Genomic DNA, 26,444 nt, shown 5'->3' with positions numbered 1-26,444 from the left:
AGGAAGCAGAAAATGTCGCCCTCTTATCTCAACGTCGGGCAATTCGATGAAACGTGTTTCTCAACTGACCGCGCTGGCAATGGCTTTAGGGCTGGCTTGCGCTTCCTCCTGGGCTGCTGATATGACGCAGGCGCTCGCTTTCCACCAGCTCATGCAGAAAAATGGCATCGCCATTGACACCCGCCCCAGCGCTTTTTATAACGGCTGGCCGCAGAGCGTCAACGGCCCTTCCGGCCATGAACCATCGGCACTGAATCTCTCCGCCAGCTGGCTCGACGCCATGAGCGATGAACAGATCGAGTCGTGGATCCAACAACATCACCTTAGCGCCAACACCCCGGTCGCGCTCTATGGCAGTGAAACGGCGATTCAGGCGGTGAAAAACCGACTGGAAAAAGCCGGTCTAAACCCGGTTTCTACGCTCACCGACGCGCTTCAGGATCCCGCTCGCCTCCAGCGGCTGGCGCATTTTGAACAACTGGTGTACCCGCAGTGGCTGCACGAACTGCAACAAGGCAACGCGGTCGCCGCTAAACCTGCCGGTGACTGGAAAGTGATCGAAGCCGCCTGGGGCGCGCCGAAGCGTTATCTTATCAGCCATATTCCGGGCGCGGGCTATATCGATACCAACGAAGTGGAAAGCGAGCCGCTGTGGAATAAAGTCCCCGATGCCGATCTTAAGGCGATGCTGGCCAGACACGGTCTTCGTCACGACACGACGGTGATTCTCTACGGGCGCGATGTCTATGCCGCCGCCCGCGTGGCGCAAATTCTGCTCTACGCCGGGGTGAAGGACGTTCGCCTGCTCGACGGCGGCTGGCAGAGCTGGTCTGACGCCGGGCTACCGGTGGAACGCGGGATGCCAGCGAAAGTCAAACCCGCGCCGGATTTCGGCGTGACTATTCCGGCGCAGCCACAGCTGATGATCGACACGCAGCAGGCGCGCGGACTGCTGCACAGGCAGGACGCCTCGCTGGTCAGCATTCGCTCCTGGCCGGAATTTATCGGCGCCACCAGCGGGTATAGCTACATTAAGCCAAAAGGCGAAATTGCCGGCGCGCGCTGGGGTCATGCGGGCAGCGACTCCACGCATATGGAAGATTTCCATAACCCGGACGGCACCATGCGCAGCGCAGACGACATTGCCGCAATGTGGAAGCAGTGGAACATTCTGCCGGATCAACAGATCGCTTTTTATTGCGGCACCGGCTGGCGCGCTTCGGAAACGTTTATGTACGCCCGGGCGATGGGGTGGCAGAACGTGTCGGTGTACGACGGCGGCTGGTATGAATGGAGCAGCGATCCGAAAAACCCGGTTGCCCGTGGCGAACGGGATCCGCAAAGCAGCCTGTAACCGCAAATGGCCGGATGCGCGCATGGCCCATCCGGCGCAACCTTATTTCTGACGCTGAATCGCTTTCAGGGTCTGGTATCCACTCCAGATTCTGGTGAACGTGGTCAACCAGCAGAGCGCGCCAAAGATCCACGCCAACGGCGCAAAACAGGCCGGAAACAGACAGCACAGCACAAAAAGCAACAGGGTTTCCGTCCCTTCCGTTAGCCCGCCCAGATAATAAAACGATTTATGCGCGTAGCCGGGATTATCGATATTGTGTTTCGCCGCGAGGGCGGCAAAGGCAAGAAAACTGCTGCCGGTGCCAATAAAAGCAAACAGCAGCCAGCCGCCCGCCAGCGCGTTTTGCTCCGGCTGTGCGAGGATAAAACCAAACGGCACCAGCGCGTAAAACAGAAAATCGAGCGAAATATCGAGAAATCCTCCCGCGTCGGTCAGTCCCCTGCGCCGGGCCAGCGCGCCGTCCAGCCCATCCAGCAGTCTGTTCAGCACGATGGCGACCAGCGCCGCAAAATACCATCCCAGCGCGAGAAACGGCAGCGCCAGTACGCCGATGGCAAAGCCAAACAGCGTTACGCCGTCCGCTGACACCCCTGGTTTGTCGAGCAGCCCGGCGCAACGGTGCAAAAACGGTTTGCAGCGCGGATGCAGATGACGGTCAAGCACGCGGCGCTCCTTTCAGGCTGTCACACAAGCCCTGTGAGGGGATATCCAGCGCGGCGTTAAAGCGCGCCGAAAGATTCTGAAACGCCAGCAGCGCGGTCATTTCGCTAATCACCTCGTCTGTAAAATGCGCCGTCATTTGCGCCTTTAGCGCGTCATCAACCTTCGGCGGCGTCGCGGTGACGGCTTCAGCGTAGGCCAGCGCCACGCTCTCCTCCTCGCTAAACAGCGCGGACGTCTGCCAGTTTGCCACCGCCAGCACTTTATCCATCGCGCCACAGCGTTCCGCCAACCTCAGGCTGTTCGCATCAACGCAAAATGCGCAGTGACATATCTGAGAAACGCGGGTCATCAACAGCGCGCGCATGTCCGGCGTCAGCCGCGCCCGTTTGCGCTCCAGAAAACCGACAAACAGCGCCACCAGCCAGAACAGAAACGGCATCCGCCCCCACCAGCGCGTCGGGTGCAGTACCTCACCGTAATGTTTTTTCTGGGTTTGAACCAGCGGCTTAAGCGGTAAAGGTAAACGGGTCAGCGGCTTAACCCACGATTGCGGATCGTTCAAGGGAAACTCCTGGGACTTCAGGTCAAACAAAGATAACGATAGTATGTCACTTTATCCCGTTAGGCATTGATGAATATGATGAAAACCCTCGACGTTGTCGCCGCCATTATCGAGCGTGATGGCAAAATATTGCTCGCCCAGCGCCCTGCCCATGCGGACCAACCTGGGTTATGGGAGTTTGCGGGTGGAAAAGTCGAACCTGGCGAAACACAGCCGCAGGCGCTTGCCCGTGAGTTACAGGAAGAACTGGGTATCTGCGCCACTGTCGGAGCCTATGTTGCCAGCCATCAGCGTGAAGTTTCGGGCCGCATCATTCACCTGCATGCCTGGCATGTTCCGGCATTCAGCGGCGCGTTAACCGCCCATGCGCATCAGCGGTTGGTATGGTGCGAGCCGCACGTCGCACAGGAATATCCGCTTGCTCCCGCCGATATCCCCCTGCTCAAGGCGTTTATGCTTTTACGCGACGCCAGACCAGCGGATTCGTGCTGATCGTTTTTTCATCGCGCTGACACTGCAACAGCACACCTTCCACTTTAATCACCGCGCCCTCCGAATAATACTGATCCTGATAAATGCAGCACTGTAGACAAGGCTGCACACGTTGGCCACCCGTACTGAACACCTCCGGCGGCACGTTGACCTCGATCTGCGGGTGAGAGATCGGGTTAGCTGTCGCGGAAAAAGCGAGGGTCATCACGGCGGCGGCGAGGGCGAAAGCGCGCATAGAAATTCCTTATTATTGCGGGACTGTTCTCACTATAACGGTCTTTCATGGCGAAAACTTTAATCCCGCCCGTCATCGCTTTTTGTTATGACCCACGCCCGGTTATTAATTTGCTTAGGGGCACCATTTTTTTCTTGCTTCCCGTCACATTCCTGGTGGTATAGTCAAAAACTGCAAATACATATTCATTAAAAACACAATTACAATCGTTTAAATATAAGGTTTATCTATGGATCAGACACGCTCTCTGGAATCATTCCTCAACCATGTACAAAAGCGCGACCCGAATCAAACCGAGTTCGCGCAGGCCGTTCGCGAAGTGATGACCACCCTGTGGCCTTTCCTTGAGCAAAATCCCCGTTACCGTGAAATGTCGTTGCTTGAACGTTTGGTTGAGCCAGAGCGTGTGATTCAGTTCCGCGTAGTGTGGCTCGACGATCGTAATCAGGTGCAGGTCAACCGTGCCTGGCGCGTCCAGTTTAACTCAGCGATCGGCCCCTATAAGGGCGGCATGCGTTTCCACCCCTCCGTTAACCTCTCGATCCTTAAATTCCTCGGCTTCGAGCAAACCTTTAAAAACGCGCTGACTACCCTGCCAATGGGCGGGGGTAAAGGCGGCAGCGACTTCGATCCAAAAGGCAAAAGCGAAGGCGAAGTGATGCGTTTCTGCCAGGCGCTAATGACCGAACTGTATCGCCATTTGGGTCCGGACACCGACGTGCCGGCGGGTGATATCGGCGTCGGGGGGCGTGAAGTGGGCTTTATGGCCGGGATGATGCGCAAGCTGTCCAATAACAGCGCCTGTGTGTTTACAGGTAAAGGTCTTTCGTTCGGCGGCAGTCTTATCCGCCCGGAAGCCACCGGTTACGGCCTGGTCTATTTCACTGAAGCGATGCTTAAACGTCATGGTCTGGGCTTTGAAGGTATGCGCGTGGCGGTGTCCGGTTCCGGCAACGTGGCGCAATATGCGATTGAAAAAGCGATGGAGTTTGGCGCCCGCGTGGTCACCGCCTCTGACTCCAGCGGTACAGTGGTTGACGAAAGCGGCTTTAGCAAAGAAAAGCTGGCGCGCCTGTGCGAAATCAAAGCAAATCGTGACAGCCGCCTGTCCGAATATGCCAAAGAGTTTGGCCTGACCTGGCTGGAAGGTAAACAACCGTGGTCAGTCCCGGTGGATATCGCCCTGCCTTGCGCGACGCAGAACGAGCTGGATGTCGACGCCGCGCGCGTGCTGATCGCCAACGGCGTGAAGGCGGTCGCCGAAGGGGCCAACATGCCGACCACCATCGAAGCGACCGATCTGTTCCTGGATGCGGGCGTACTGTTTGCTCCGGGTAAGGCGGCAAACGCTGGCGGCGTGGCGACCTCCGGTCTGGAGATGGCGCAGAACGCCGCGCGCATGAGCTGGAAAGCGGAAAAAGTGGATGCGCGCCTGCACCACATTATGCTGGATATTCACCACGCCTGCGTGGAGTACGGCGGTGAAAGCAAGCAGACTAACTACGTGCGCGGCGCGAATATCGCGGGCTTCGTGAAAGTCGCCGACGCGATGTTTGGTCAGGGAGTGATTTAATTCTTCCCCAACGAACTAGATGCCTGCCTCTGCTGATGGCGGGCTTTTTTTCGCCGCTCGCTTACGCGGCGCACCCTTTTTCTTCTCGCTGCTACCGCCGCCGCTACCCGGCGCGACGATCCCGCGGAAGCGACGCACCGGCGTGGACTTCGCCTGGTCGATCAATTGGTACAACGTACCGATTAACGGCTGCATAAAATCCTGATAGCGGCACTGTTTTTCACTGATTTGCGTCAGAATAGACTCCCAGTGCGCCGTCATGTCCGGACGGGTCGCCATCTCCGGCAGCGAATGGAACAGCGCCTTTCCGGCGTCAGTGGAGTGAATATAGCGCCCTTTCTTGGTGAGGAAACCGCGCTTAAACAAAAGCTCAATGATCCCCGCGCGGGTCGCTTCCGTACCCAGCCCGTCGGTGGCGCGGAGGATCTTTTTCAGATCTTTGTCCTGCACAAAGCGGGCAATCCCCGTCATCGCCGACAGCAGGGTGGCATCGGTAAAGTGGCGCGGCGGCTGGGTCTGACGTTCAACCACTTCACCCTTCTCGCACAGCAGTTCGTCGTCTTTCGCCACGACCGGCAGCGGCGTCCCGTCGTTTTCTTCGTCTCGCTCTTTGTTACCAAGCAGCGTGCGCCAGCCCGCTTCCGCCAGAAACCGCGCTTTGGCGACAAATTTGCCTTTGGCGATGTCGAGTTCGATCACACACTTACGGAAAACGGCGTCCGGGCAGAACTGCATTAAGTACTGGCGCGCGATCAGGCTATACACCTTCGCTTCATTGTCGGTAAGGTTAATCGACGCACTGCGCGCGGTAGGAATAATGGCGTGATGCGCATCAACCTTTTTATCATCCCAGCAGCGGTTGCGGGTATCAGGGTCAATGACCGGCTGCGGTAACAGATCCGGCGCATGTACGCCGATGGCGTTCATCACCGCATGGCGTCCGGCAAAGTGTTCTTCCGGCAGATAACGGCAGTCAGAACGCGGATAGGTGATCAACTTGTGGGTTTCATACAGCTTCTGACAGATATCAAGCACGTTTTGCGCGCTCAGGCCAAAGCGCTTTGCCGCCTCAATCTGTAACGCAGAAAGCGAAAACGGCAGCGGCGCGGATTCCGATTCCCGTTTATCGTTATAGCTGGTGACAATGGCCGGTTGACCGTTTATCCGGTTCACCACATGCTCCGCCAGCGGGCGATGCAGTAAGCGCCCTTCTTCATCCTGATATGGCTCGCAGGCGTCGCTCGGCTGCCAGATGGCGGTAAACCGCTCGTCGGCGGGGGTAACGATGTGCGCCTTCACCTCGAAGAAATCTTTTGGAATGAAATTCTCGATCTCTTCGTCACGACGCACCACCAGCCCGAGTACCGGCGTCTGCACGCGCCCAACCGACAGGACACCCTGATACCCGGCGTTACGTCCAAGAATCGTGTAGGCGCGGGTCATGTTGATACCGTACAGCCAGTCGGCGCGCGCACGCGCCAACGCCGAGACGCACAGCGGCACGAACTCACTGTTCGACCGCAACCGGTCAATGGCGCGCTCCACCGCCTGCGGGTTGAGATCGTTGATCAGGCAGCGCTGCACCTGCTGGCGTTTTTCCGGCGCCAGTTGCAGATAGTCAAGCACTTCATCCACCAGCAACTGACCTTCGCGATCGGGGTCTCCGGCATGAATGACCTCACTGGCCTCATGTAAAAAGCGCTTAATGACATTGAGCTGTTTGGTCACCGACGGACGCGGCTGCAATTGCCACTTTTCCGGCACAATGGGCAGATCAGAGAGGGTCCAGCGCGCATAGCGGCTGTCATACGCGTCGGGCTGCGCCTGCTCAAGCAGATGACCAATACACCAGGTGACCACCTGACCGTTTCCACATTCAATAAAGCCATCGCCTTTGCGATGCGGCTTCGGCAGCACGTCCGCAATGGCGCGGGCCAGGCTCGGCTTTTCGGCAATAAACAACCGCATTGAATTAACGGATCTCAACCATGGCACGACCGCCACGCGCGTCAACCAGTTCGCCAATCGCCGTCAGGTCGATGCCGAACTCTGCGGCGGCGAGTTTCACCTCGTCGACCGCATCCGGCGTCACCGCCAGCAGCAGACCGCCGGAGGTTTGCGGATCGCAAAGCAGATCGCGCACTTCACGCGGCATCTCGCCCATCAGATGCCCGTAGCTGGCAAAGTTTCGCTCGGTTCCGCCCGGTACGGCGCCAAGCCGGATATACTCCTCGACGCCCGGCAATTTCGGGATCGCGTCGTAGTGAATTTGTGCCTGAACGCCTGCGCCCTGACACATTTCGCTGAGGTGTCCCAGCAGGCCGAAACCGGTCACGTCAGTCATCGCCTTCACGCCGTCAATGTCCGCAAAGGCGGCTCCGGCAATGTTCATTCGACACATCACTTCCGTCGCCAGCCCCTGGTGTTCGGGTTTAAGCAGTGATTTTTTCTCTGCGGTGGTCAATACACCAATACCCAGCGGCTTCGTCAGGAAGAGTTTGCATCCCGCCCGCGCGGTACTGTTTTTCTTCACCCGTTCGGTCGGCACGATGCCGGTGACAGCCAGGCCAAAGATCGGCTCTGGCGCGTCGATGGAATGGCCGCCCGCCAGCGCAATCCCCGCCTCACGGCAGGCGAAACGTCCGCCTTCGGTAACTTCGCGGGCGATATCGGGCGACAGCGTGTTGATGGGCCAGCCGAGGATGGCAATCGCCATAATCGGTTTCCCGCCCATCGCAAAAATATCGCTAATGGCGTTGGTTGCCGCAATACGGCCAAAATCAAACGGGTTATCGACGATCGGCATAAAGAAGTCAGTGGTGCTGATCACACTGGTGCCGTTGCCGAGATCGTAGACTGCCGCGTCGTCGCGGGTCTCATTGCCCACAAGCAGGTTCGGGTCGACAAACTTCGCCTGCTCGCTGTGCAGAATGGTTTCCAACACTTTGGGGGAAATTTTACAACCGCAACCCGCTCCGTGGCTGTACTGCGTTAAACGAATAGCGTGCTCGCTCATGGACATCTCCTGTCATTGCAATCGGGCTATGGTAGCGCTCATTCCCTGATGTGGTAAGAGAGAGTGTCTGAATTCCGGCGTCTTTGCTCAGAATCCAGACAGTTTTGCGGATTATTTTAAAAAACGGTCACGAATGGCGCGGTATCCGGCACGTTAATCGTCGTTGAGGCTTTCAGTTGCGGCGTGCCAAGATAAAGAAAACCGACGATCTTATCCTGCGGCCGGCAGTTAAACGCGTCACGAACCACCGGGCTTTCGGTGAGCGCGCCGCTGCGCCAGATACCGCCAAAACCCTGGGCCACCGCCGCCATCTGCATCGCCATCACCGCGCATCCGGCGGACATTTCCTGTTCCCAGACCGGTACTTTATGATTTTCCTGGCATTTGGCGACCACGGTAATAATCAGCGGCGCACGGAACGGCGCGCTGCGGGCTTTCTCGATCGCTTTTTCATCACCGTCAGCGGCGATGGCCCCTTTTTCCAGGACGGCGCTGAAGCGCTCGCGTCCTTCGCCCTCAATCACAAAGAAGTGCCAGGGTTGCAGGGTCTTATGATCCGGCGCGCGCATTCCTGCCCGCAGGATATTCTGAAGTTGCTCACCGGCAGGGGCAGGCTCTGCCAGACGAGAGGCGCTACGACGGTTAACAAGTAATTCAAGTGCATCCATTTGGTTAACTCCTGTCATGGTGAATATTCACAAAATTAACACGAGAGCAGAATTTGTTACAGCGCAGACGGTGATTCCTGCTGACAACTGCCTGTCGGGTCATTAGGATAGCCTCATCTCATACATCCTGACCGGATGTAGTATTGGTAATGATTGGGAGAAGACATGCGAACCCTGTGGCGATTTATTGCCGGTTTTTTTAAATGGACGTGGCGACTGCTCAATTTTGTCCGCGAAATGGTGCTTAACCTGTTCTTTATTTTCCTGATCCTTGTGGGTGTCGGGATCTGGATGCAGATGAACAACGGGAATTCGGGGGAGAAAGTCAGTCGCGGCGCCCTGCTCCTGGATATTTCCGGGGTGATCGTCGATAAACCCTCCAGTACCCATCGTTTAGGCGTGCTTGGTCGTCAATTGTTTGGCGCAAGCTCCGATCGCCTGCAGGAAAACTCCCTGTTTGATATCGTCAATACGATCCGTCAGGCGAAAGAAGACAGCAACATCACCGGCATCGTCATGGATCTGAAAGATTTTGCCGGAGCCGATCAGCCGTCGATGCAGTATATCGGTAAAGCGCTGCGCGAATTCCGCGACAGCGGTAAGCCGGTTTATGCCGTTGGCGATAACTTCAGCCAGGGCCAGTATTATCTGGCAAGTTTTGCTAATAAAATCTGGCTTACGCCACAAGGGGCTGTCGATATTCACGGTTTTGCCACAAATGGCCTGTACTACAAATCGCTGCTGGATAAGCTGAAAGTGTCCACCCACGTTTTCCGCGTCGGCACCTATAAATCCGCTGTTGAGCCCTTTATTCGCGACGATATGTCTCCCGCCGCACGTGAAGCGGATAGCCGCTGGATTGGCGAGCTGTGGCAGAATTACCTGAATACCATCGCCGCCAACCGTCAAATTCCGGCTCAGCAGGTATTCCCTGGCGCGCAAGGTGTACTGGACGGGCTGACAAAGGCCGGCGGCGACACGGCGAAATATGCCCTCGACCATAAGCTGGTGGATGCGCTGCTCACCAGCACTGAGATGGAAAAAGCCCTGACCAAAGCATTTGGCTGGAGCAAGTCTGAAAATAACTATCGCGCAATCAGTTATTACGATTATTCCCTGAATCCCCCTGCGGACACCGGTAGCGCCATTGCCGTGGTGTTTGCCAACGGGGCGATTATGGACGGCGAAGAAACCCCGGGGAACGTTGGCGGCGACACGACGGCCTCGCAAATTCGCGACGCCCGACTGGATCCGAAAGTAAAAGCCATCGTCCTGCGCGTCAACAGCCCGGGAGGCAGCGTGACGGCTTCCGAAGTGATTCGCTCTGAACTGGCTGCGGCAAAAGCTGCCGGAAAACCTGTCGTGGTATCGATGGGCGGCATGGCGGCATCCGGCGGCTACTGGATCTCCACACCCGCCAGCTACATTGTGGCGAACCCAAGCACCCTGACCGGCTCTATCGGGATCTTCGGGGTCATTAATACCGTTGAAAATAGCCTCAACGCTATCGGCGTACATACGGACGGCGTGGCCACCTCGCCGCTGGCGGATATTTCGATGACCAAAGCTCTGCCGCCGGAAGTGCAGCAGATGATGCAGCTAAGCATCGAGAATGGCTATCAACGTTTTATCACCCTGGTTGCCAATGCGCGCAAGTCAACGCCTGAGCAGATTGATAAAATCGCCCAAGGCCACGTCTGGACCGGGCAGGATGCGAAGGCCAACGGTCTGGTCGACAGTCTGGGCGACTTCGACGACGCGGTGGCGAAAGCCGCGGAGCTGGCGAAACTCAAACAGTGGCATATCGACTACTATCAGGATGAGCCGACTTTCTTCGACAGGGTGATGGACAGCATGTCCGGTTCGGTACGCGCAATGCTGCCGCAGGCTATTCAGGCGATGCTTCCCGCGCCGCTGGCCTCTGCCGCCAGCACGGTGAAAGCGGAAGGCGACAAACTGGCGGCGTTTAACGACCCGCAAAACCGTTATGCGTTTTGTCTGACCTGCGCTAACGTGCGTTAAACGGTGATGCCGGATACGTCGCGCAAGCGTCGCTATCCGGCACAAAAACACTCTTCACTTCGTAAGATCATCGCCATGCAGAAGAAATCTATTTACGTTGCCTATACCGGCGGTACCATCGGTATGCAGCGTTCTGAACAGGGATACATTCCGGTTTCCGGTCATCTTCAACGGCAACTGGCATTGATGCCTGAATTCCACCGTCCGGAGATGCCGGATTTCACTATCCACGAATACGCCCCGCTGATGGACTCCTCCGATATGACGCCTGAAGACTGGCAGCATATCGCGAATGACATCCACGCTAATTACGATGAATATGATGGTTTCGTGATCCTCCACGGCACCGACACCATGGCGTTCACCGCGTCCGCTCTCTCGTTTATGCTGGAAAATCTCGGTAAGCCGGTTATTGTGACAGGGTCACAAATCCCCTTAGCCGAGCTGCGTTCCGACGGACAAATTAATTTGCTCAACGCGCTGTACGTCGCCGCTAATTATCCGATCAACGAAGTTACACTGTTTTTTAATAATCGCCTTTACCGCGGAAACCGCACCACGAAAGCCCACGCTGACGGCTTTGACGCCTTTGCTTCCCCTAACCTCCAGCCGTTGCTGGAAGCCGGGATTCATATTCGTCGTACGGGCACTCCACCAGCGCCGCAGGGCGATGGGCCATTTATTGTGCACCCTATCACGCCGCAACCGATCGGCGTGGTCACGATTTACCCGGGGATCTCTGCCGGTGTGGTGCGAAACTTCCTGCGCCAGCCGGTAAAAGCGCTGATCCTGCGCTCCTATGGCGTCGGCAACGCGCCGCAGAATAAAGAATTTCTTAAAGAGCTGAGCGAAGCCAGCGACCGTGGCATCGTGGTGGTGAATCTCACCCAATGTATGTCAGGTAAAGTGAATATGGGCGGCTACGCGACCGGGAACGCGCTGGCGCATGCCGGGGTGATTGGCGGTGCGGATATGACTGTTGAAGCCACGCTGACCAAGCTGCATTATCTGTTGAGCCAGGGTCTGGACACCGCGGCCATTCGCGTGGCAATGACCCAGAACCTGCGCGGCGAACTGACGCCAGACGACTAAGGAGGATCCTGTGACCCAGCGCGCTCTGTTACTGGTTGATTTACAAAATGACTTTTGCGCGGGCGGCGCGCTTGCCGTGCCCGAAGGCGACAGCACCGTGGATGTCGCCAACCGGCTGATAGCGTGGTGTCAGGCGCGCGGCGAGGCGGCGATCGCCAGCCAGGACTGGCATCCGGCGAATCACGGCAGTTTTGCCAGCCAGCACCAGGTGGAACCTTACTCGCAAGGCCAACTCGATGGGCTGGCGCAAACCTTCTGGCCGGATCACTGCGTACAAAACACCGAAGGCGCGGCGCTGCATCCGCTGTTAAACCAGAAAGCGATCGCAACCGTATTTTACAAAGGCGAGAATCCGCAGGTTGACAGTTACAGCGCTTTTTTCGATAACGGGCGCAGACAAAAAACGGCGCTGGACGACTGGCTGAAGGCGCACAGTATTACGGAGCTGATCGTCATGGGGCTGGCGACCGATTACTGCGTGAAATTTACGGTGCAGGATGCGCTCCAGTTGGGCTACCGCGTAAACGTCATTACCGACGGCTGCCGCGGGGTGAATCTGCACCCCCAGGACAGCAGCTATGCGTTTATGGAGATGGCGGCGCAAGGCGCTACGCTCTATACGCTGGATGACTGGGAAGAGACGCACCGCTGATGTGATGGCCGGATGGCGCTGCGTTTATCCGGCCAACGTCTCTCCCCCTCGCATAAAAAATCCCGTTTGTCTTCCGTCACATAAAGTGAACTGTATCGCAGCGGCAACGACACGCGGGTGCTACTCTTTGATGGCTGTTTTTTCGCCACGCCATTTCCGTGGCGTGTTTGCTTTTTAAACGTCAAAGAGGATCGATTATGAAACGTTTGCCTTTGCTGGCAGCATTACCCCTGATCTGCGCGTCCGTCGCATCCGCCAGTTCAATGATGTCCGTTGGCTATTTTAACGGCGGCGGGGACGTCACCGCCGGACCGGGCGGTGATATTAATAAGCTGGACGTGCGCCAAATCACCCACCTGAACTACTCCTTTGGCCTGATCTATAACGGCGAAAAAGAAGAAACCAATGTCGCGCTGAAAGATCCTGCAATGCGACATCAGATCTGGCTGTCGCCAAAAGTCCAGTCGGACCTCGCCCAGCTTCCCGTTCTGCGCAAACAAAACCCGAATTTGAAAGTGCTGTTATCGGTAGGCGGCTGGGGTGCGCGTGGATTCTCCGGCGCGGCGGCCACACCGGAAACCCGCGCGGTATTTATTCAGTCTGCGCAGGAGATTGTTAAAAAGTATGGTCTTGACGGAATCGATCTTGACTGGGAATACCCGGTCAACGGCGCATGGGGGCTGGTAGAAAGCCAGCCAGCGGACCGGGATAACTTCACGTTGCTGCTGAAAGAACTGCGCCAGGCGTTCGGCAAAGCCAAACTGGTGACCATTGCCGTCGGGGCGAATGCGGAAAGTCCGAAAAGCTGGGTAGATGTGAAGGCCATCGCACCGCTGCTCGATTATATCAATCTGATGACGTATGACATGGCCTATGGCACCCAGTATTTCAACGCCAACCTGTACGATTCAAAGGCGTGGCCAACGGTGGCCGCTGCCGACAAATACAGCGTGGACTTTGTGGTCAATAACTATCTTGCCGCCGGACTTAAACCGCAGCAGATGAATCTTGGCATCGGTTTTTATGGCCGCGTTCCCAAGCGTTCTGTGGAGCCAGGAATTGACTGGAGCAAACCGGATGCGCAGAAAAATCCTGTCACCCAGCCCTATTTCGGCGAGCAGGAAGTGGCGTTGTTTCGTTCGCTCGGTATTGACCTGAAGAAAGATACCTACGTGAAGTACAACGATATAGTGAAAACCTTTCTTAACGATCCGCAAAAGCGGTTTACCGGGCACTGGGATGACGACGCGAAGGTTCCCTGGCTGTCGGTAAAATCCGCTGAAGGCAAGACGCTGTTTGCCCTCTCCTACGAGGATCCGCGTTCGGTGGCGATCAAAGCCGACTACATCAAAAAACGCGGACTGGCGGGCGCGATGTTCTGGGAATATGGTGCGGATGATAATAACCAGTTAGCAAAACAGCTGGCGGAATCCTTGGCGATTACGCCGTGATCCGGTGAGACGCCCCAGGATTTATTGTGGGGCGTCTCCCGCATGTGCGACGCCGTGTCATTCGGGTTAAGATTGGCGTATCCGCTGCGGTATTTTTACGCCGCTTTTTCTTTCTCGACAGGAGGCATGGGGCTTATGGCTTTTATCCCTAAAAATTACGCCCGTCTGGAAGTGGGTTATCGCGAAAAGGCGCTTAAGCTCTTCCCCTGGGTCTGTGGACGTTGTTCACGTGAATTTGTCTATTCCAATCTTCGTGAGTTGACGGTACACCATATCGATCACGATCATTCCAATAACCCGGAAGATGGCAGCAACTGGGAGATGCTGTGCCTGTACTGCCACGACCACGAGCATTCAAAATACACGGAAGCCGATCAGTACGGCTCAACGGTCATAGCGGGGGAAGATGCGCAAAAGAGCGTCGGCGAGGCAACCTACAATCCTTTTGCCGATCTCAAGTCGATGATGAACAAGAAGTAACCCTTCACGCGTTCCGATCAACACCCGACGGCGCATGCTGTCGGGCGTTTTGCGGTATCAGGATTTAAATGTCGCGATCGGTTTCGGCGCAATACCGAAATCTTCTTTCAACTGCTGTTTGCTTTTCATCACCATCTGACCGTTGGTGTCGATGGTCATGTGTTGCGCGTCAGTGTTGTGCCGCGCCTGCCAGAGCATCACCAGTTGCAGACTGTTATCTTTTTGCTCGGACGTCAGCGCCACGCCGTCCGGCCATTTTCCCAACTCAACGGCGGTTGATAAGCGCTGATACACTTCCGGCGTCATGCTGTTAATGATCTCATCAAGATTCATACGCTCCCCTCCTGTGGAATAAATTGCTGAATCGATTCTTCAACCCTTCACCTGATCGCCATTTTCATCGTCGGTAAAGCTCAGGGAGGCCGAATTAACACAGTAGCGCTCCCCGGTCGGCTGTGGACCATCCGGGAAGACGTGGCCCAGATGGGCATCACAGTTGCCGCAGCGAATTTCGATGCGTTGCATTCCGTGTGAATCGTCTTTCAGATAGCGGATCGCGTCTTCGCTCAGCGGCTCGTAAAAGCTCGGCCAGCCGCAGCCGGAGTCGTATTTCGTTTGGGAGGTAAACAGCGGCGCGTCGCAGACCAGACAGTGGTACACGCCGTCACGCTTGTTATGCAATAACTGCCCGGTAAACGGCGGTTCGGTACCGTGATTCTGCGTCACGTAGAACTGCATTTCAGTCAGGTTTTTCTTCAGATCTTCTGCGGAAGGTTTGTTCGCCATTTTGCTCGTATCTCGCGTTTGGAACACTCACATTGCGTCACCGATTCTAACAAAACATTAACACCTCAGTCGCAACTTTTGTTCTAAACTTGATCCTTGCGAAATGGCAGCTCGTGAATCGTGATGAAAATCACATTTTTATCTCAGTTGCCCTTTAAAATTCGGGGCGCCGCCCCCATGTGGTTTCAAGCCCAAAGGAAGAGTGAGGCGAGTCAGCCGCGCAAAGCTTGTGCAGAGGATTGATTTGTCGCAATGATTGACACGATTCCGCTTGACGCTGCGTAAGGTTTTTGTAATTTTACAGGCAACCTTTTATTCACTAACAAATAGCTGGTGGAATATATGACTATCAAAGTAGGTATCAACGGTTTTGGCCGTATCGGTCGCATTGTTTTCCGTGCTGCTCAGAAACGTTCTGACATCGAGATCGTTGCAATCAACGACCTGTTAGACGCTGACTACATGGCTTACATGCTGAAATATGACTCCACTCACGGTCGTTTCGACGGCACCGTTGAAGTGAAAGACGGTCATCTGATCGTTAACGGTAAAAAAATCCGTGTTACCGCTGAGCGCGATCCGGCTAACCTGAAATGGGACGAAGTTGGTGTTGACGTAGTTGCTGAAGCGACCGGTATCTTCCTGACTGACGAAACCGCACGTAAGCACATCACTGCTGGCGCGAAAAAAGTGGTTCTGACGGGTCCTTCTAAAGACGACACCCCGATGTTTGTTAAAGGCGCTAACTTTGACAAATATGCTGGCCAGGACATCGTTTCCAACGCATCCTGCACCACTAACTGCCTGGCTCCACTGGCAAAAGTTATCAACGACAACTTCGGCATCATCGAAGGTCTGATGACTACCGTTCACGCGACCACCGCGACTCAGAAAACCGTTGACGGCCCGTCTCACAAAGACTGGCGTGGCGGCCGTGGCGCGGCTCAGAACATCATCCCGTCCTCTACCGGCGCAGCTAAAGCTGTCGGTAAAGTTCTGCCAGAACTGAATGGCAAACTGACCGGTATGGCGTTCCGCGTTCCGACTCCGAACGTATCCGTTGTTGACCTGACCGTTCGTCTGGAAAAAGCTGCTTCTTATGAAGAAATTAAGAAAGCAATCAAAGCTGCTTCCGAAGGCGAAATGAAAGGCGTTCTGGGCTACACCGAAGACGACGTTGTTTCTACCGATTTCAACGGCGAAGTATGCACTTCCGTGTTCGATGCTAAAGCAGGTATCGCACTGAACGACAACTTCGTGAAACTGGTATCCTGGTACGATAACGAAACCGGCTACTCCAACAAAGTTCTGGATCTGATTGCTCACATCTCCAAATAAGTTGAGATGAAGCCATAAATTGTAAGAGCGACTCCGGTCGCTCTTTTTTTTGTCTGAAATTAAAGGATTGCGTGATGATTACTAAAATTTTTGCTCTTCCGATAATCGAACAAATCACCCCTGTTCTGTCGCGCCGTCAGCTGGACGAACTCGAACTGATTGTTGTCGACCACCCGCAGGTCAAAGCCTCTTTTGCTCTTCAGGGCGCGCATCTTCTCTCCTGGAAACCCGCTGGCGAAGAGGACGTTCTGTGGCTGAGTGATATCACGCCGTTTAAAAACGGTGTCCCCCTGCGCGGCGGCGTTCCGATCTGCTGGCCCTGGTTTGGTCCCTCCACACAGCCGGGTTTTCCTTCCCACGGTTTTGCCCGTAACCTGCCCTGGACGCTGAAAGCTCACAATGAAGATGACAACGGCGCGGTGCTAACCTTTGAACTGCAAAGCAGTGAAGCGACCCGTCAGTACTGGCCGCACGACTTCACCCTGTTGGCGCGTTTTAAAGTGGGTCAAACCTGCGAAATCGAACTGGAAGCGCATGGCGATTTCGAAACAACATCCGCCCTGCACACCTATTTCAACGTTGGCGATATCGCGGCGGTGAAAGTAAGCGGTCTGGGCGATCGTTTTATTGATAAAGTGAACGATGCGAAAGAAGATGCGTTGACCGACGGCGTTCAGGCGTTCCCGGATCGTACTGACCGCGTTTATCTGAACCCGGAAGCATGCAGTGTGATTCACGACACCGCGCTAAACCGGAATATTAACGTTATCCATCATCACCATATCAACGTTGTTGGCTGGAACCCGGGCCCGGCGCTGTCCGTGAGCATGGGCGACATGCCGGATGATGGCTATAAAACGTTTGTCTGCGTCGAGACTGCGCATGCCAGCGCACCGCAAAAAGCGACGGAAGAAAAACCGTCCCGTCTGGCACAGACCATTCGCGTTGCGAAACGCTAACGGTAGCTGCGGCTGAACCTGGTCAGCCGTCATCTGGTCTGCAGGTTTAGAACCGTTTTCGTCACACCATATCCAGCGCGGTTTTCCCCGTTGGCGCTGGATATGCCTTCTCCAGAGCGGCAATTTCGCCGGCGGACAACGTCATCGTCAGCGCCGCCGCATTTTGCTTCACGTGCTCTACGCTTGCCGCTTTCGGAATCGCCATCACCCCCTGATGACTGATCACCCAGGCCAGTAAAACTTGCGCTACGCTGGCGTGATGCGCCTGCGCGATCGCCTGCACCTGCGGGTGATTAAATAAACCGTTGCGCAGACGACCGGCCTGCGCCAGCGGACTGTAGGCCATGACAGGAAGGTGTTGCTGCTGACACCATGGCAGAAGATCGTATTCGATACCGCGCGAAGCCAGGTGATAAAGCACCTGATTGGTGGCGCAGGCTCTGCCGCCCTCCACTTTCCACAGCGCCTGCATATCGTCGTAATCGAGATTCGACACGCCCCAACGGCGGATTTTACCCTGCGCCATCAGCGTCTCCATCGCCTCGACGGTCTCCGCAAAAGAATAGCTGCCCGTCCAGTGCAATAAATAGAGGTCCAGATAATCCGTATTGAGCCGCCGCAAACTCGCCTCGCAGGCGGCAATAGCTTTCTGCCCTCCCGCATTCCAGGGATAGACTTTCGACACCAGAAACACCTGTTGACGCAATCCGCTCAGCGCCTCGCCAACCACTTTCTCCGCACCGCCGTCGGCATACATCTCCGCAGTGTCGATCAGCGTCAGCCCAGCCTCCACGCCCGCTCGTAGTGCAGCCACCTCCGCTTTGCGCATGCCAGCGTTTTCGCCCATATACCAGGTGCCCTGGCCGATTGCCGCTAGCGGCGGATGTCCGGCAAATACAATCTGTTTCTCTGTCATCGCACTCTCCTCCGTCATGCACTACCGTAAAGCAAAACAGGGCGCAAGCGCCCTGTTTTGATGCACAAAATGCATTGTGATGATGCACAATCAGAATTTATAGGTGATCCCGGTGGAGATCAGACCGGTCCAGGATTTGTCGATCATCGGGCTGTCGGTAATTTCATCAGACAGGCGGGTATAGCGCGCCGTGCCGTAAACGTTCCAGTCGCCCAGGAAGTTGTAACTGGCGCTCAGCTCCAGATACGGGTTCCAGCTGTCGTTCGGGTTATAGTCACGCAGACCGCTACGGGCAGACTCTTTACGTGAAACACCGTAGTAGTATTCGTTCTGGTTTTCGCTGTTCCACTCAACCCCGATGCCTGGCGTCAGCGTTAAACCGCCGTTGGTGTAGCGGTACAGCCAGGCGAGATCCCAGACGATGCCGTTACTGTTGTCCAGCGTATCGCCTGACAGCATGGTGCGCAGAAAACCGTATTCCGTATTATGCACATACGACAAGCCCGCCATCACGGTGCTCTTACGTTTGTCCAGACGACGCATTTGATAATCATCGCTGTCGCCAGGCTTGAAGTACATCGGCGACCAGTAGGCGGTAATCGACAGTTTATCGGTCGTGTCATTCCACAAATAGTAACCGCCGCCAAGACCACGGAACCAGAAGTTATCGCCTTCATAGTTAATAACCGGAACCGGATAAACGTCAGCGTCATAGTCCTTATAAGGGTGTTCAACCACACCAACGCCTGCGCCCAGCGTCAGGTTGCTTTCAGCGTGCGCTACCGTAGCAGACGTTGCGATAAGCACGCCAAGTGCCAGAAGTTTGAGTTTGGTCACAATCCATCATTCCTTATTCAAATGTTTCGCGGCAAAAGTGTAACCGCCAATACGCAACAACCCAACTATTTTACAAATAACTGACAGAATGTAACCGTTTAATTTCCCTGACAGAGATGACAGTCTGCTTGCAGCCGCGTGAATAACGCATGATCTTCTGCTGTTTTATTTACATTAGCTATGCACTTTTTGTGGATGAGTTATTGATATGCCATTGAAATTCATTTGCTACCACAGGCAAGTTTTGCAAATGCCATCTACGCTTAAATTTAGAAGGTGTATCACCGGGCACGTTGATCTCCTGCTTAGCAAGATGGCATGAGAGTTGCTGTTTTTTCTGATGAGACAGTAAGTGACGTCGTTCAGTTTACCTCTTCCGGGAGCCTCTACTATTCATATGAACGGCTCTTAACCTGTGCTAAAAAACGAAAGGACGGCATACCATGAATATATTCGATCACTATCGCCAGCGCTATGAAGCTGCCAAGGACGAAGAGTTCACACTGCAGGAATTTCTTACCACTTGTCGGCAAGATCGCAGTGCTTATGCCAATGCGGCAGAGCGGCTATTGATGGCTATCGGTGAGCCTGTCATGGTCGATACTGCCCAGGAACCTCGACTTTCCCGACTCTTCTCTAACCGGGTCATCGCCCGCTACCCGGCGTTTGAAGAGTTCTATGGCATGGAAGACGCGATTGAGCAGATTGTCTCTTATCTGAAACACGCGGCTCAAGGGCTGGAGGAGAAGAAACAGATCCTGTATCTGCTGGGGCCTGTAGGCGGCGGTAAATCGTCCCTTGCCGAACGACTGAAGTCATTAATGCAGCGCGTACCGATTTACGTTCTGAGCGCCAACGGTGAACGCAGCCCGGTCAACGACCATCCGCTGTGCCTGTTTAACCCGCAGGAAGACGCGCAGATTCTGGAAAAAGAGTACGGCGTTCCTCGCCGCTACCTGGGCACCATTATGTCGCCGTGGGCGGCGAAACGACTGCATGAGTTCGGTGGCGATATCACTAAATTCCGCGTGGTGAAAGTCTGGCCATCGATTCTTGAACAAATTGCGATCGCCAAAACCGAACCGGGCGATGAAAACAACCAGGATATCTCCGCGCTGGTCGGCAAGGTGGATATTCGTAAGCTCGAAAACCACGCCCAGAACGATCCGGACGCCTATGGCTATTCCGGCGCCCTGTGCCGCGCGAACCAGGGGATCATGGAATTCGTCGAGATGTTTAAGGCGCCAATTAAGGTGCTGCACCCGCTGCTGACCGCGACTCAGGAAGGGAACTATAACGGTACCGAAGGGATCTCCGCCCTGCCGTTTAACGGCATTATTCTTGCCCACTCGAACGAATCGGAATGGGTGACCTTCCGTAATAACAAAAACAACGAAGCCTTCCTCGACCGTGTTTACATCGTGAAGGTGCCGTACTGCTTGCGCATTTCCGAAGAGATCAAAATCTACGAGAAATTGCTTAATCACAGTGAGCTCACCCATGCGCCCTGCGCGCCGGGCACGCTGGAAACACTGTCGCGTTTCTCGATCCTGTCGCGTCTGAAAGAACCGGAAAACTCGAGCATCTACTCGAAAATGCGCGTTTATGACGGTGAAAGCCTGAAAGACACCGACCCGAAAGCGAAGTCTTACCAGGAGTACCGGGACTACGCTGGCGTGGACGAAGGAATGAACGGTTTGTCGACCCGCTTCGCGTTTAAGATCCTCTCGCGCGTGTTTAACTTCGATCATGCGGAAGTGGCGGCCAACCCGGTGCATCTGTTCTACGTACTTGAGCAGCAGATCGAGCGTGAACAGTTCCCACAGGAGCAGGCCGAACGCTATCTTGAGTTCCTGAAAGGCTATCTGATCCCCAAATACGCCGAGTTTATCGGCAAAGAGATTCAGACAGCTTATCTGGAATCGTATTCTGAGTACGGACAGAACATTTTTGACCGCTATGTCACCTACGCCGATTTCTGGATCCAGGATCAGGAGTACCGTGACCCGGATACCGGTCAACTGTTTGACCGCGAGTCGCTGAATGCTGAACTGGAAAAAATTGAAAAACCGGCGGGGATCAGCAATCCAAAAGATTTCCGAAACGAGATAGTCAACTTTGTTCTGCGCGCCCGGGCGAACAACAGCGGGCGTAATCCGAACTGGACCAGCTATGAAAAACTGCGCACGGTCATCGAGAAGAAAATGTTCTCTAATACCGAAGAGCTGTTGCCGGTCATTTCGTTCAACGCCAAAACGTCGACCGATGAGCAGAAGAAACACGACGACTTTGTCGACCGGATGATGGAGAAAGGCTATACCCGTAAGCAGGTGCGTTTACTGTGCGAATGGTATTTGCGCGTACGTAAATCGTCATAAACCGTTGCCCGGCGGCGCACGCTTGCCGGGCCTATTACAACGTTCCGTAGGCCGAAGACGCGCGAGCGTCCTTCGGTATCTACAGACACTGCGTGTTGGCAAATGCAGTACGGGGGGCATATGACCTGGTTCATAGACCGACGACTCAACGGCAAAAACAAAAGCACGGTTAACCGCCAGCGCTTTTTGCGCCGTTATAAAGCGCAAATCAAACAGTCGATCTCCGAAGCCATCAACAAGCGTTCGGTGACCGACGTAGACAGCGGTGAGTCTGTCTCGATTCCTACGGAAGACATCAGCGAACCGATGTTTCATCAGGGACGCGGCGGCCTGCGCCATCGCGTACATCCGGGTAACGATCACTTTGTGCAGAATGACCGCATAGAGCGGCCACAGGGCGGTGGCGGCGGTTCCGGCAGCGGACAGGGTCAGGCCAGCCAGGACGGTGAAGGGCAGGATGAATTCGTCTTCCAGATCTCGAAAGATGAGTATCTCGATTTGCTGTTCGAAGACCTGGCGCTGCCAAATCTGAAGCAAAACCAGCAGCGCCAATTGACGGAGTATAAAACACATCGCGCGGGATATACGTCAAATGGCGTTCCGGCCAATATCAGCGTCGTTCGCTCGCTGCAAAATTCGCTGGCGCGGCGCACGGCGATGACCGCCGGTAAGCGTCGCGAACTGCATTCGCTGGAAGAAGAATTAGAGACCCTCAGCAAACGCGAACCGGCGCAGCTGCTGGAAGAAGAACGCCTGCGTAAAGAGATTGCCGAACTGCGGGCGAAAATCGAGCGGGTGCCGTTTATCGACACGTTTGATCTGCGTTACAAAAATTACGAAAAGCGTCCCGATCCTTCCAGCCAGGCCGTCATGTTTTGCCTGATGGACGTCTCAGGCTCAATGGACCAGTCTACCAAGGATATGGCGAAGCGCTTTTATATTCTGCTTTATCTGTTCCTGAGTCGGACCTATAAAAACGTGGAGGTCGTTTATATCCGCCATCACACCCAGGCGAAAGAGGTCGATGAGCATGAGTTCTTCTACTCGCAGGAAACCGGCGGGACGATCGTTTCCAGCGCCCTGAAGCTAATGGATGAGGTGGTGAAAGAGCGTTACGATCCCGCACAATGGAACATCTATGCCGCGCAGGCCTCGGACGGCGATAACTGGGCTGATGACTCCCCGCTGTGTCATGAGATCCTGGCGAAAAAACTGCTGCCGGTGGTGCGTTACTACAGCTATATCGAAATCACCCGCCGCGCGCACCAGACGCTCTGGCGCGAATACGAACATCTGCAGGCGAGTTTTGACAATTTCGCCATGCAGCATATTCGCGATCAAGACGATATTTACCCGGTGTTTCGTGAGCTTTTTCATAAGCAAGGCGCCACCAGCGCCAGTTAAACAATGACCCGCCAGGCAAATCTGCGCCTGGCGGGTTCATTTATTCTCTGTTACATCCTCTCCTTCCGGGGTCATTAGGTTGAAACTGGCGCGTGTGATAAAATAAAGTGTCTGACCAGGAGAGTTGCTGTTTATCATGAAATTGCCGCACAAAGCGCTCAGGCTCTTTATTTCTGCAAGCGTTGTTGTTTTAACCTCCTCGTTTCTGATTTATGAGCTTGTCAATAGCCACAAAATGATGAACGCCTATATGCGTTATCTGATAGAAAAGGCCGACTCCTCTTTTTTGTATGACAAATATCAGAATCAGAGTATCGCCGCTCACCTGATGCGAACCTTTGCCAGCCCACAAAAAACGCCGCCGCCAGAAAAACGTCGCGCGATTTGTCAGGCTTACGAACATGTGAATCAGGTATATGGCCTGAATTTGACGCGCCATAACTACCCGGCGCTTCACGGTACGCTACAAACGGCCTCAGCAGACTGCGAACAGATTGCCCCCGAAGCATTACGCTTAACCGCGTTTGATCGGGCCGTCCTGGTGAACTATAAACAAGCTGATTACGGTAACGGGTTAGCCACCCGGGAAACAAAATTCCGCTATTATCTGGATCTTCAAGACCACTATATTTATTTCTATCGACGGGTTAATACACGTCAGTTCGCCATGCATCACTGGCATTTTTTACAAAAAGGCTCGCTAGGAATAAATATGGCGGATATTGACGGTGTGTTTACCGGACGCACCGTGCTGTCGAGTATTTATCAGGACGATCGCACCGAACTGAACGTGATGAGCTTTTTAACGCCGGTCTACCTCGACGGCACGTTAAAAGGGATGGTCATGGTGGATATTAACAAACAGAACTTGCAGAATATTCTTTATCCCCACGATCGCCCCCTTGTCTGGCGCTATCTGAATGCCGCGGTGACGGATACCGATTCCGGTAAAACCATTATTATCCATCAGAGCGAAAATAATCTTTTTCCGTATGTCCGCTACGTTGTTGATCTCCCCGGCGGGCTCCATGTCGCACTGTCTCTCGATATTCTCTACTTCCTGATGTCGGCGTGGAAAATTTTTCTTTTTTACCTGATAGCCACCGCCCTGCTGCTTAATATGGTCAGGCTCCATTTTCGTCTTTATCATAACGTGACGCGGGAAAATATTAGCGACGCGATGACCGGTTTATACAACCGTAAAATTTTAACGCCCACCCTTGAACAGCGGTTGCAGCGGTTTGTCAGCGCGGGTACGCCGGTCACCTTCATTGCGATCGATCTCGATAAGCTTAAGCAGATCAACGACACCCAGGGACATCAGGAGGGCGATCGGGCTATTACCCTGCTGGCGAAAGCGATCGAGGCGTCAGTGCGCAAAAGCGACTATGCCATACGGCTGGGGGGCGATGAATTCTGCGTGATCCTGATCGATGCGGAACCTGACATGGCCGCGCGTTTACCAGAGCGAATCAGCCAGCATCTGCACACCGTCGCGCCGGAAAAAGCGATCCGTTTTTCGTCAGGCGTATACAGCATGCAGCCGGACGATACGCTTCATGACGCCTATAAAGCCTCGGATGAACAGTTGTACCGCAATAAACAGCAAAACCATCAGCGTTCGTGATAGTCTTTTAACCTGTTTTTTCGCGCTAACAGGAGTGAAAAATGAGCGAATTAGTGAAGGGCAGCGTAACCCATCAGCGTCTGATTGATTTACTGTCGCTGGAAGGCGCGCGTTATCGCATTGTCAGTCACGAAGCGGTGGGTAAATGTGAAGCCGTGTCGGAAATTCGGGGAACCGCACTGGGTCAGGGCGCAAAAGCACTGGTCTGCAAGGTGAAGGGCAACGGCGTGAATCAGCATGTGCTGGCGATCTTACCCGCCGACCAGCAAGCCGATCTTTCGCTTCTCGCCACCCATCTTGGCGGACTTCGCGCATCACTCGCCAGCCCTGCCGAAGTGGATGCGCTCACCGGCTGCGTGTTCGGCGCTATTCCACCGTTTAGCTTTCATCCGCAGCTTAAGCTGGTCGCCGACCCGCTGTTGTTCGAACGGTTCGATGAGATCGCCTTTAACGCCGGCGTGCTCGATAAATCGATAATCCTTAATACCCGCGACTACCTGCGTATCGCCCAGCCTGAACAGGTCGCTTTCCGTCGCCTAACCTGAGCACGTCGCTGTTTCGCCGCATTATGCATTTGCCAGAAATGGCCAACCGGGATGAAAAAAGTCTGTTCACTCACGCGTTTGAGCGTAGAGTTAACAGGCTTACTTTTTTTGGCAAGGAAACCACGATGTTTGATGTCACTCTGCTGATCCTGCTCGGACTGGCAGCTCTGGGCTTTATCAGCCATAACACCACTGTCGCCGTTTCAATTCTGGTGCTGATCATCGTCCGCGTTACCCCTCTCAACGCTTATTTTCCGTGGATAGAAAAACAGGGGCTAACCATCGGGATTATTATCCTGACGATTGGCGTTATGGCCCCCATCGCCAGCGGTACGCTTCCACCTTCCACGCTTATCCACTCCTTTTTGAACTGGAAATCGCTGGTCGCCATTGCGGTCGGCGTGGTGGTGTCGTGGCTCGGCGGGCGCGGCGTCACGCTGATGGGCAACCAGCCGCAACTGGTCGCCGGTCTGCTGGTGGGTACTGTGCTTGGCGTGGCGCTGTTTCGCGGCGTCCCGGTGGGACCGCTTATCGCCGCCGGTCTGGTCTCGCTTATTGTCGGGAAGCAGTAGTTAATCCCGTCAGATAACGGCCTGGGGTCTGGCCCAGGCCTTTTTTAAACATCGTAATAAACGCCGTCGTGGAGTCATACCCCAGTAACTGCGCGACCTGCTGCACGTTATTTCCGTCCACCAGCGCCCTCAGCGCGAGAATAAGCTGCAACTGATGCCGCCACCGGCGAAAGCTGAGGCCGGTCTCTTTGACCACCAGTCTGGCAAGATTACGCTCGCTCATGGCAAAGGCATCCGCCCACTGTCCCAGCGTTTGCCAGCGGGCGGGTTCGCGCGCCATCGTGTCGACCATCCGGCGAATTTTAGGGTGGGCGGAAACCGGTAGCTGCAATTGCTCCTGCGGTTGCTGTGGCAGTTCGTCAAACAACACCTGGGTCAGACGCCGGGTGGGCGGCTCAGCCCGTTGGCTGTCGCTACGCGTCGCCAGCGCCAGAATAAGTTCCCGGCAAAGCGGCGTAATTTGTAACGTGCAGCAGCGATCCGGCAGCGTCACCGCGTCCGGTTCGATAAACAGAAAACAGAGCTCCGCGTTGGCCGTCGCATGGTTACTGTGCGGAATACCGCCGGGGATCCAGACGCCGTACTGCGGCGGCACCATCCACATCGCCCGCTCCACCTCACAGGTAATCGCGCCGTGCAGCGCCATAATCAACTGCCCCTTACGATGCTGGTGCAGCTTACTGAACAGTTCCTCAGGCTGCACCCGAATACGAAATGCCACGGCAGGGTCATGGTGAAGATCGGGTTCATATCCATCAAGTCGCAGGCTGTACATCATTTTGTCCGTTTTTAGCGATAAACTGTCATTTTAGCTTGATT

25 protein-coding genes and 1 pseudogene are annotated in these 26,444 nt (G+C 54.9%); 15 read left to right on the top strand and 11 right to left on the bottom strand.

The annotated features are described in order from the left end of the window. The first annotated feature begins 46 nt into the window (after positions 1-46). Entirely contained in the window at positions 47-1,354 is a 1,308-nt protein-coding gene (locus OOJ60_RS03405; RefSeq protein ID WP_205611933.1) for a rhodanese-like domain-containing protein, read from the top strand. A gap of 42 nt (positions 1,355-1,396) precedes the next feature. On the opposite strand, the gene OOJ60_RS03400 is transcribed toward OOJ60_RS03405, so the two are convergent. Together OOJ60_RS03400 and OOJ60_RS03395 are read right to left on the bottom strand one after the other, a co-directional pair. Further along, entirely contained in the window at positions 1,397-2,020 is a 624-nt protein-coding gene (locus tag OOJ60_RS03400) for a CDP-alcohol phosphatidyltransferase family protein (RefSeq protein ID WP_042287538.1), read from the bottom strand. Next, positions 2,013-2,582, bottom strand: a complete 570-nt coding sequence (locus OOJ60_RS03395; RefSeq protein WP_205611932.1) for a carboxymuconolactone decarboxylase family protein — start codon at positions 2,580-2,582, stop codon at positions 2,013-2,015. Before OOJ60_RS03395 ends, OOJ60_RS03400 begins: the two co-directional genes overlap by 8 nt. Positions 2,583-2,657: 75 nt before the next feature. Here OOJ60_RS03395 and OOJ60_RS03390 point away from each other — a divergent pair, with 75 nt between their 5' ends. Beyond that, entirely contained in the window at positions 2,658-3,074 is a 417-nt protein-coding gene (locus tag OOJ60_RS03390; RefSeq protein WP_042287735.1) for a pyrimidine (deoxy)nucleoside triphosphate diphosphatase, read from the top strand. On the opposite strand, the gene OOJ60_RS03385 is transcribed toward OOJ60_RS03390, so the two are convergent. After that, the gene (locus OOJ60_RS03385) at positions 3,034-3,309 is read right to left on the bottom strand and encodes a YnjH family protein (protein WP_407057094.1); all 276 of its coding nucleotides are present in this window, start codon (positions 3,307-3,309) and stop codon (positions 3,034-3,036) included. The genes OOJ60_RS03390 and OOJ60_RS03385 overlap by 41 nt on opposite strands. 229 nt (positions 3,310-3,538) lie before the next feature. Between OOJ60_RS03385 and gdhA the strand changes: the two genes are divergently transcribed. Next, positions 3,539-4,882, top strand: coding sequence for an NADP-specific glutamate dehydrogenase (gdhA, locus tag OOJ60_RS03380; RefSeq protein ID WP_205611931.1), 1,344 nt, complete (start codon positions 3,539-3,541; stop codon positions 4,880-4,882). A gap of 15 nt (positions 4,883-4,897) precedes the next feature. On the opposite strand, the gene topB is transcribed toward gdhA, so the two are convergent. The 3 genes from topB to OOJ60_RS03365 all read right to left on the bottom strand — a co-directional run bounded on the left by topB (position 4,898) and on the right by OOJ60_RS03365 (position 8,566). Continuing rightward, the gene (gene topB, locus OOJ60_RS03375; RefSeq protein WP_200033071.1) at positions 4,898-6,850 is read right to left on the bottom strand and encodes a DNA topoisomerase III; all 1,953 of its coding nucleotides are present in this window, start codon (positions 6,848-6,850) and stop codon (positions 4,898-4,900) included. Between the two features lie 4 nt (positions 6,851-6,854). Then, positions 6,855-7,898: a selenide, water dikinase SelD gene (selD, locus tag OOJ60_RS03370; RefSeq protein ID WP_042287550.1), complete on the bottom strand. Its 1,044-nt coding sequence runs from the start codon at positions 7,896-7,898 to the stop codon at positions 6,855-6,857. 116 nt (positions 7,899-8,014) lie between these two features. Further along, on the bottom strand, positions 8,015-8,566 hold the full coding sequence (locus tag OOJ60_RS03365) for an NAD(P)H nitroreductase (RefSeq protein ID WP_042287553.1): 552 nt from the start codon (positions 8,564-8,566) through the stop codon (positions 8,015-8,017). A gap of 165 nt (positions 8,567-8,731) precedes the next feature. Between OOJ60_RS03365 and sppA the strand changes: the two genes are divergently transcribed. The 5 genes from sppA (at position 8,732) to yajD (ending at position 14,263) form a co-directional block, all read left to right on the top strand. After that, positions 8,732-10,588, top strand: coding sequence for a signal peptide peptidase SppA (gene sppA, locus OOJ60_RS03360; RefSeq protein ID WP_205611930.1), 1,857 nt, complete (start codon positions 8,732-8,734; stop codon positions 10,586-10,588). A 75-nt stretch (positions 10,589-10,663) separates the two neighbouring features. Next, complete coding sequence (gene ansA, locus OOJ60_RS03355; protein ID WP_042287737.1) at positions 10,664-11,680, top strand: asparaginase; 1,017 nt, start codon at positions 10,664-10,666, stop codon at positions 11,678-11,680. Positions 11,681-11,690: 10 nt separating this feature from the next. After that, positions 11,691-12,332: a bifunctional nicotinamidase/pyrazinamidase gene (gene pncA / locus OOJ60_RS03350; RefSeq protein WP_042287557.1), complete on the top strand. Its 642-nt coding sequence runs from the start codon at positions 11,691-11,693 to the stop codon at positions 12,330-12,332. A gap of 197 nt (positions 12,333-12,529) precedes the next feature. Then, positions 12,530-13,783 (top strand): glycoside hydrolase family 18 protein, encoded by a 1,254-nt coding sequence (locus OOJ60_RS03345; protein ID WP_205611929.1) that lies wholly within the window; start codon positions 12,530-12,532, stop codon positions 13,781-13,783. A 135-nt stretch (positions 13,784-13,918) separates the two neighbouring features. Beyond that, on the top strand, positions 13,919-14,263 hold the full coding sequence (gene yajD, locus OOJ60_RS03340; RefSeq protein WP_042287562.1) for an HNH nuclease YajD: 345 nt from the start codon (positions 13,919-13,921) through the stop codon (positions 14,261-14,263). A 57-nt stretch (positions 14,264-14,320) separates the two neighbouring features. On the opposite strand, the gene OOJ60_RS03335 is transcribed toward yajD, so the two are convergent. Both OOJ60_RS03335 and msrB read right to left on the bottom strand, forming a co-directional pair. Continuing rightward, positions 14,321-14,596, bottom strand: a complete 276-nt coding sequence (locus OOJ60_RS03335) for a YeaC family protein (protein WP_205611928.1) — start codon at positions 14,594-14,596, stop codon at positions 14,321-14,323. Positions 14,597-14,635: 39 nt separating this feature from the next. Next, positions 14,636-15,049, bottom strand: coding sequence for a peptide-methionine (R)-S-oxide reductase MsrB (gene msrB, locus OOJ60_RS03330; RefSeq protein WP_042287567.1), 414 nt, complete (start codon positions 15,047-15,049; stop codon positions 14,636-14,638). A 342-nt stretch (positions 15,050-15,391) separates the two neighbouring features. Between msrB and gapA the strand changes: the two genes are divergently transcribed. Further along, entirely contained in the window at positions 15,392-16,387 is a 996-nt protein-coding gene (gene gapA, locus OOJ60_RS03325) for a glyceraldehyde-3-phosphate dehydrogenase (RefSeq protein ID WP_012905550.1), read from the top strand. Between the two features lie 74 nt (positions 16,388-16,461). After that, positions 16,462-17,346: a D-hexose-6-phosphate mutarotase gene (locus tag OOJ60_RS03320; protein WP_042287570.1), complete on the top strand. Its 885-nt coding sequence runs from the start codon at positions 16,462-16,464 to the stop codon at positions 17,344-17,346. 61 nt (positions 17,347-17,407) lie between these two features. Here the strand turns inward: OOJ60_RS03320 and OOJ60_RS03315 are convergent, their stop codons facing one another. After that, entirely contained in the window at positions 17,408-18,262 is an 855-nt protein-coding gene (locus OOJ60_RS03315) for an aldo/keto reductase (protein ID WP_060569640.1), read from the bottom strand. Positions 18,263-18,352: 90 nt separating this feature from the next. Beyond that, on the bottom strand, positions 18,353-19,099 hold the full coding sequence (locus tag OOJ60_RS03310) for a MipA/OmpV family protein (protein ID WP_042287574.1): 747 nt from the start codon (positions 19,097-19,099) through the stop codon (positions 18,353-18,355). Positions 19,100-19,542: 443 nt separating this feature from the next. Between OOJ60_RS03310 and yeaG the strand changes: the two genes are divergently transcribed. From yeaG to OOJ60_RS03285, 5 genes are all read left to right on the top strand, one after another. Continuing rightward, positions 19,543-21,477: a protein kinase YeaG gene (gene yeaG, locus OOJ60_RS03305; protein ID WP_181821442.1), complete on the top strand. Its 1,935-nt coding sequence runs from the start codon at positions 19,543-19,545 to the stop codon at positions 21,475-21,477. A gap of 120 nt (positions 21,478-21,597) precedes the next feature. After that, positions 21,598-22,881 (top strand): YeaH/YhbH family protein, encoded by a 1,284-nt coding sequence (locus tag OOJ60_RS03300; RefSeq protein WP_042287579.1) that lies wholly within the window; start codon positions 21,598-21,600, stop codon positions 22,879-22,881. 136 nt (positions 22,882-23,017) lie between these two features. Then, positions 23,018-24,508, top strand: a complete 1,491-nt coding sequence (gene dgcJ / locus OOJ60_RS03295) for a diguanylate cyclase DgcJ (RefSeq protein ID WP_042287739.1) — start codon at positions 23,018-23,020, stop codon at positions 24,506-24,508. A 41-nt stretch (positions 24,509-24,549) separates the two neighbouring features. Further along, on the top strand, positions 24,550-25,053 hold the full coding sequence (locus tag OOJ60_RS03290) for a YbaK/prolyl-tRNA synthetase associated domain-containing protein (protein ID WP_042287581.1): 504 nt from the start codon (positions 24,550-24,552) through the stop codon (positions 25,051-25,053). A 125-nt stretch (positions 25,054-25,178) separates the two neighbouring features. Further along, the gene (locus tag OOJ60_RS03285) at positions 25,179-25,625 is read left to right on the top strand and encodes a DUF441 domain-containing protein (protein ID WP_042287584.1); all 447 of its coding nucleotides are present in this window, start codon (positions 25,179-25,181) and stop codon (positions 25,623-25,625) included. Here OOJ60_RS03285 and OOJ60_RS03280 read toward each other — a convergent pair. Continuing rightward, a pseudogene (locus OOJ60_RS03280) lies at positions 25,608-26,400 on the bottom strand (AraC family transcriptional regulator); the annotation flags it as partial. The gene OOJ60_RS03285 and the pseudogene OOJ60_RS03280 overlap by 18 nt on opposite strands. Positions 26,401-26,444: the final 44 nt, after the last annotated feature.

The organism is Citrobacter sp. R4, from assembly GCF_026719175.1.
Taxonomy (GTDB): domain Bacteria; phylum Pseudomonadota; class Gammaproteobacteria; order Enterobacterales; family Enterobacteriaceae; genus Citrobacter_A; species Citrobacter_A sedlakii.
The sequence above is the reverse complement of the archived record's forward strand: the minus strand, read 5'-3'. Positions and strand labels throughout refer to the sequence as shown.

Excerpts from the sequence above, each read along its gene's own strand:
- OOJ60_RS03345 (WP_205611929.1), top strand. The coding sequence starts at position 12,530 with ATGAAACGTTTGCCTTTGCTGGCAGCATTACCCCTGATCTGCGCGTCC.
- OOJ60_RS03300 (WP_042287579.1), top strand. The coding sequence starts at position 21,598 with ATGACCTGGTTCATAGACCGACGACTCAACGGCAAAAACAAAAGCACG.
- OOJ60_RS03385 (WP_407057094.1), bottom strand. The coding sequence starts at position 3,309 with ATGCGCGCTTTCGCCCTCGCCGCCGCCGTGATGACCCTCGCTTTTTCC.
- dgcJ (WP_042287739.1), top strand. The coding sequence starts at position 23,018 with ATGAAATTGCCGCACAAAGCGCTCAGGCTCTTTATTTCTGCAAGCGTT.
- OOJ60_RS03405 (WP_205611933.1), top strand. The coding sequence starts at position 47 with ATGAAACGTGTTTCTCAACTGACCGCGCTGGCAATGGCTTTAGGGCTG.
- OOJ60_RS03315 (WP_060569640.1), bottom strand. The coding sequence starts at position 18,262 with ATGACAGAGAAACAGATTGTATTTGCCGGACATCCGCCGCTAGCGGCA.
- yajD (WP_042287562.1), top strand. The coding sequence starts at position 13,919 with ATGGCTTTTATCCCTAAAAATTACGCCCGTCTGGAAGTGGGTTATCGC.
- OOJ60_RS03285 (WP_042287584.1), top strand. The coding sequence starts at position 25,179 with ATGTTTGATGTCACTCTGCTGATCCTGCTCGGACTGGCAGCTCTGGGC.
- OOJ60_RS03365 (WP_042287553.1), bottom strand. The coding sequence starts at position 8,566 with ATGGATGCACTTGAATTACTTGTTAACCGTCGTAGCGCCTCTCGTCTG.
- gdhA (WP_205611931.1), top strand. The coding sequence starts at position 3,539 with ATGGATCAGACACGCTCTCTGGAATCATTCCTCAACCATGTACAAAAG.
- OOJ60_RS03390 (WP_042287735.1), top strand. The coding sequence starts at position 2,658 with ATGATGAAAACCCTCGACGTTGTCGCCGCCATTATCGAGCGTGATGGC.
- OOJ60_RS03320 (WP_042287570.1), top strand. The coding sequence starts at position 16,462 with ATGATTACTAAAATTTTTGCTCTTCCGATAATCGAACAAATCACCCCT.
- msrB (WP_042287567.1), bottom strand. The coding sequence starts at position 15,049 with ATGGCGAACAAACCTTCCGCAGAAGATCTGAAGAAAAACCTGACTGAA.
- topB (WP_200033071.1), bottom strand. The coding sequence starts at position 6,850 with ATGCGGTTGTTTATTGCCGAAAAGCCGAGCCTGGCCCGCGCCATTGCG.
- yeaG (WP_181821442.1), top strand. The coding sequence starts at position 19,543 with ATGAATATATTCGATCACTATCGCCAGCGCTATGAAGCTGCCAAGGAC.
- OOJ60_RS03290 (WP_042287581.1), top strand. The coding sequence starts at position 24,550 with ATGAGCGAATTAGTGAAGGGCAGCGTAACCCATCAGCGTCTGATTGAT.
- selD (WP_042287550.1), bottom strand. The coding sequence starts at position 7,898 with ATGAGCGAGCACGCTATTCGTTTAACGCAGTACAGCCACGGAGCGGGT.
- gapA (WP_012905550.1), top strand. The coding sequence starts at position 15,392 with ATGACTATCAAAGTAGGTATCAACGGTTTTGGCCGTATCGGTCGCATT.
- ansA (WP_042287737.1), top strand. The coding sequence starts at position 10,664 with ATGCAGAAGAAATCTATTTACGTTGCCTATACCGGCGGTACCATCGGT.
- sppA (WP_205611930.1), top strand. The coding sequence starts at position 8,732 with ATGCGAACCCTGTGGCGATTTATTGCCGGTTTTTTTAAATGGACGTGG.
- OOJ60_RS03335 (WP_205611928.1), bottom strand. The coding sequence starts at position 14,596 with ATGAATCTTGATGAGATCATTAACAGCATGACGCCGGAAGTGTATCAG.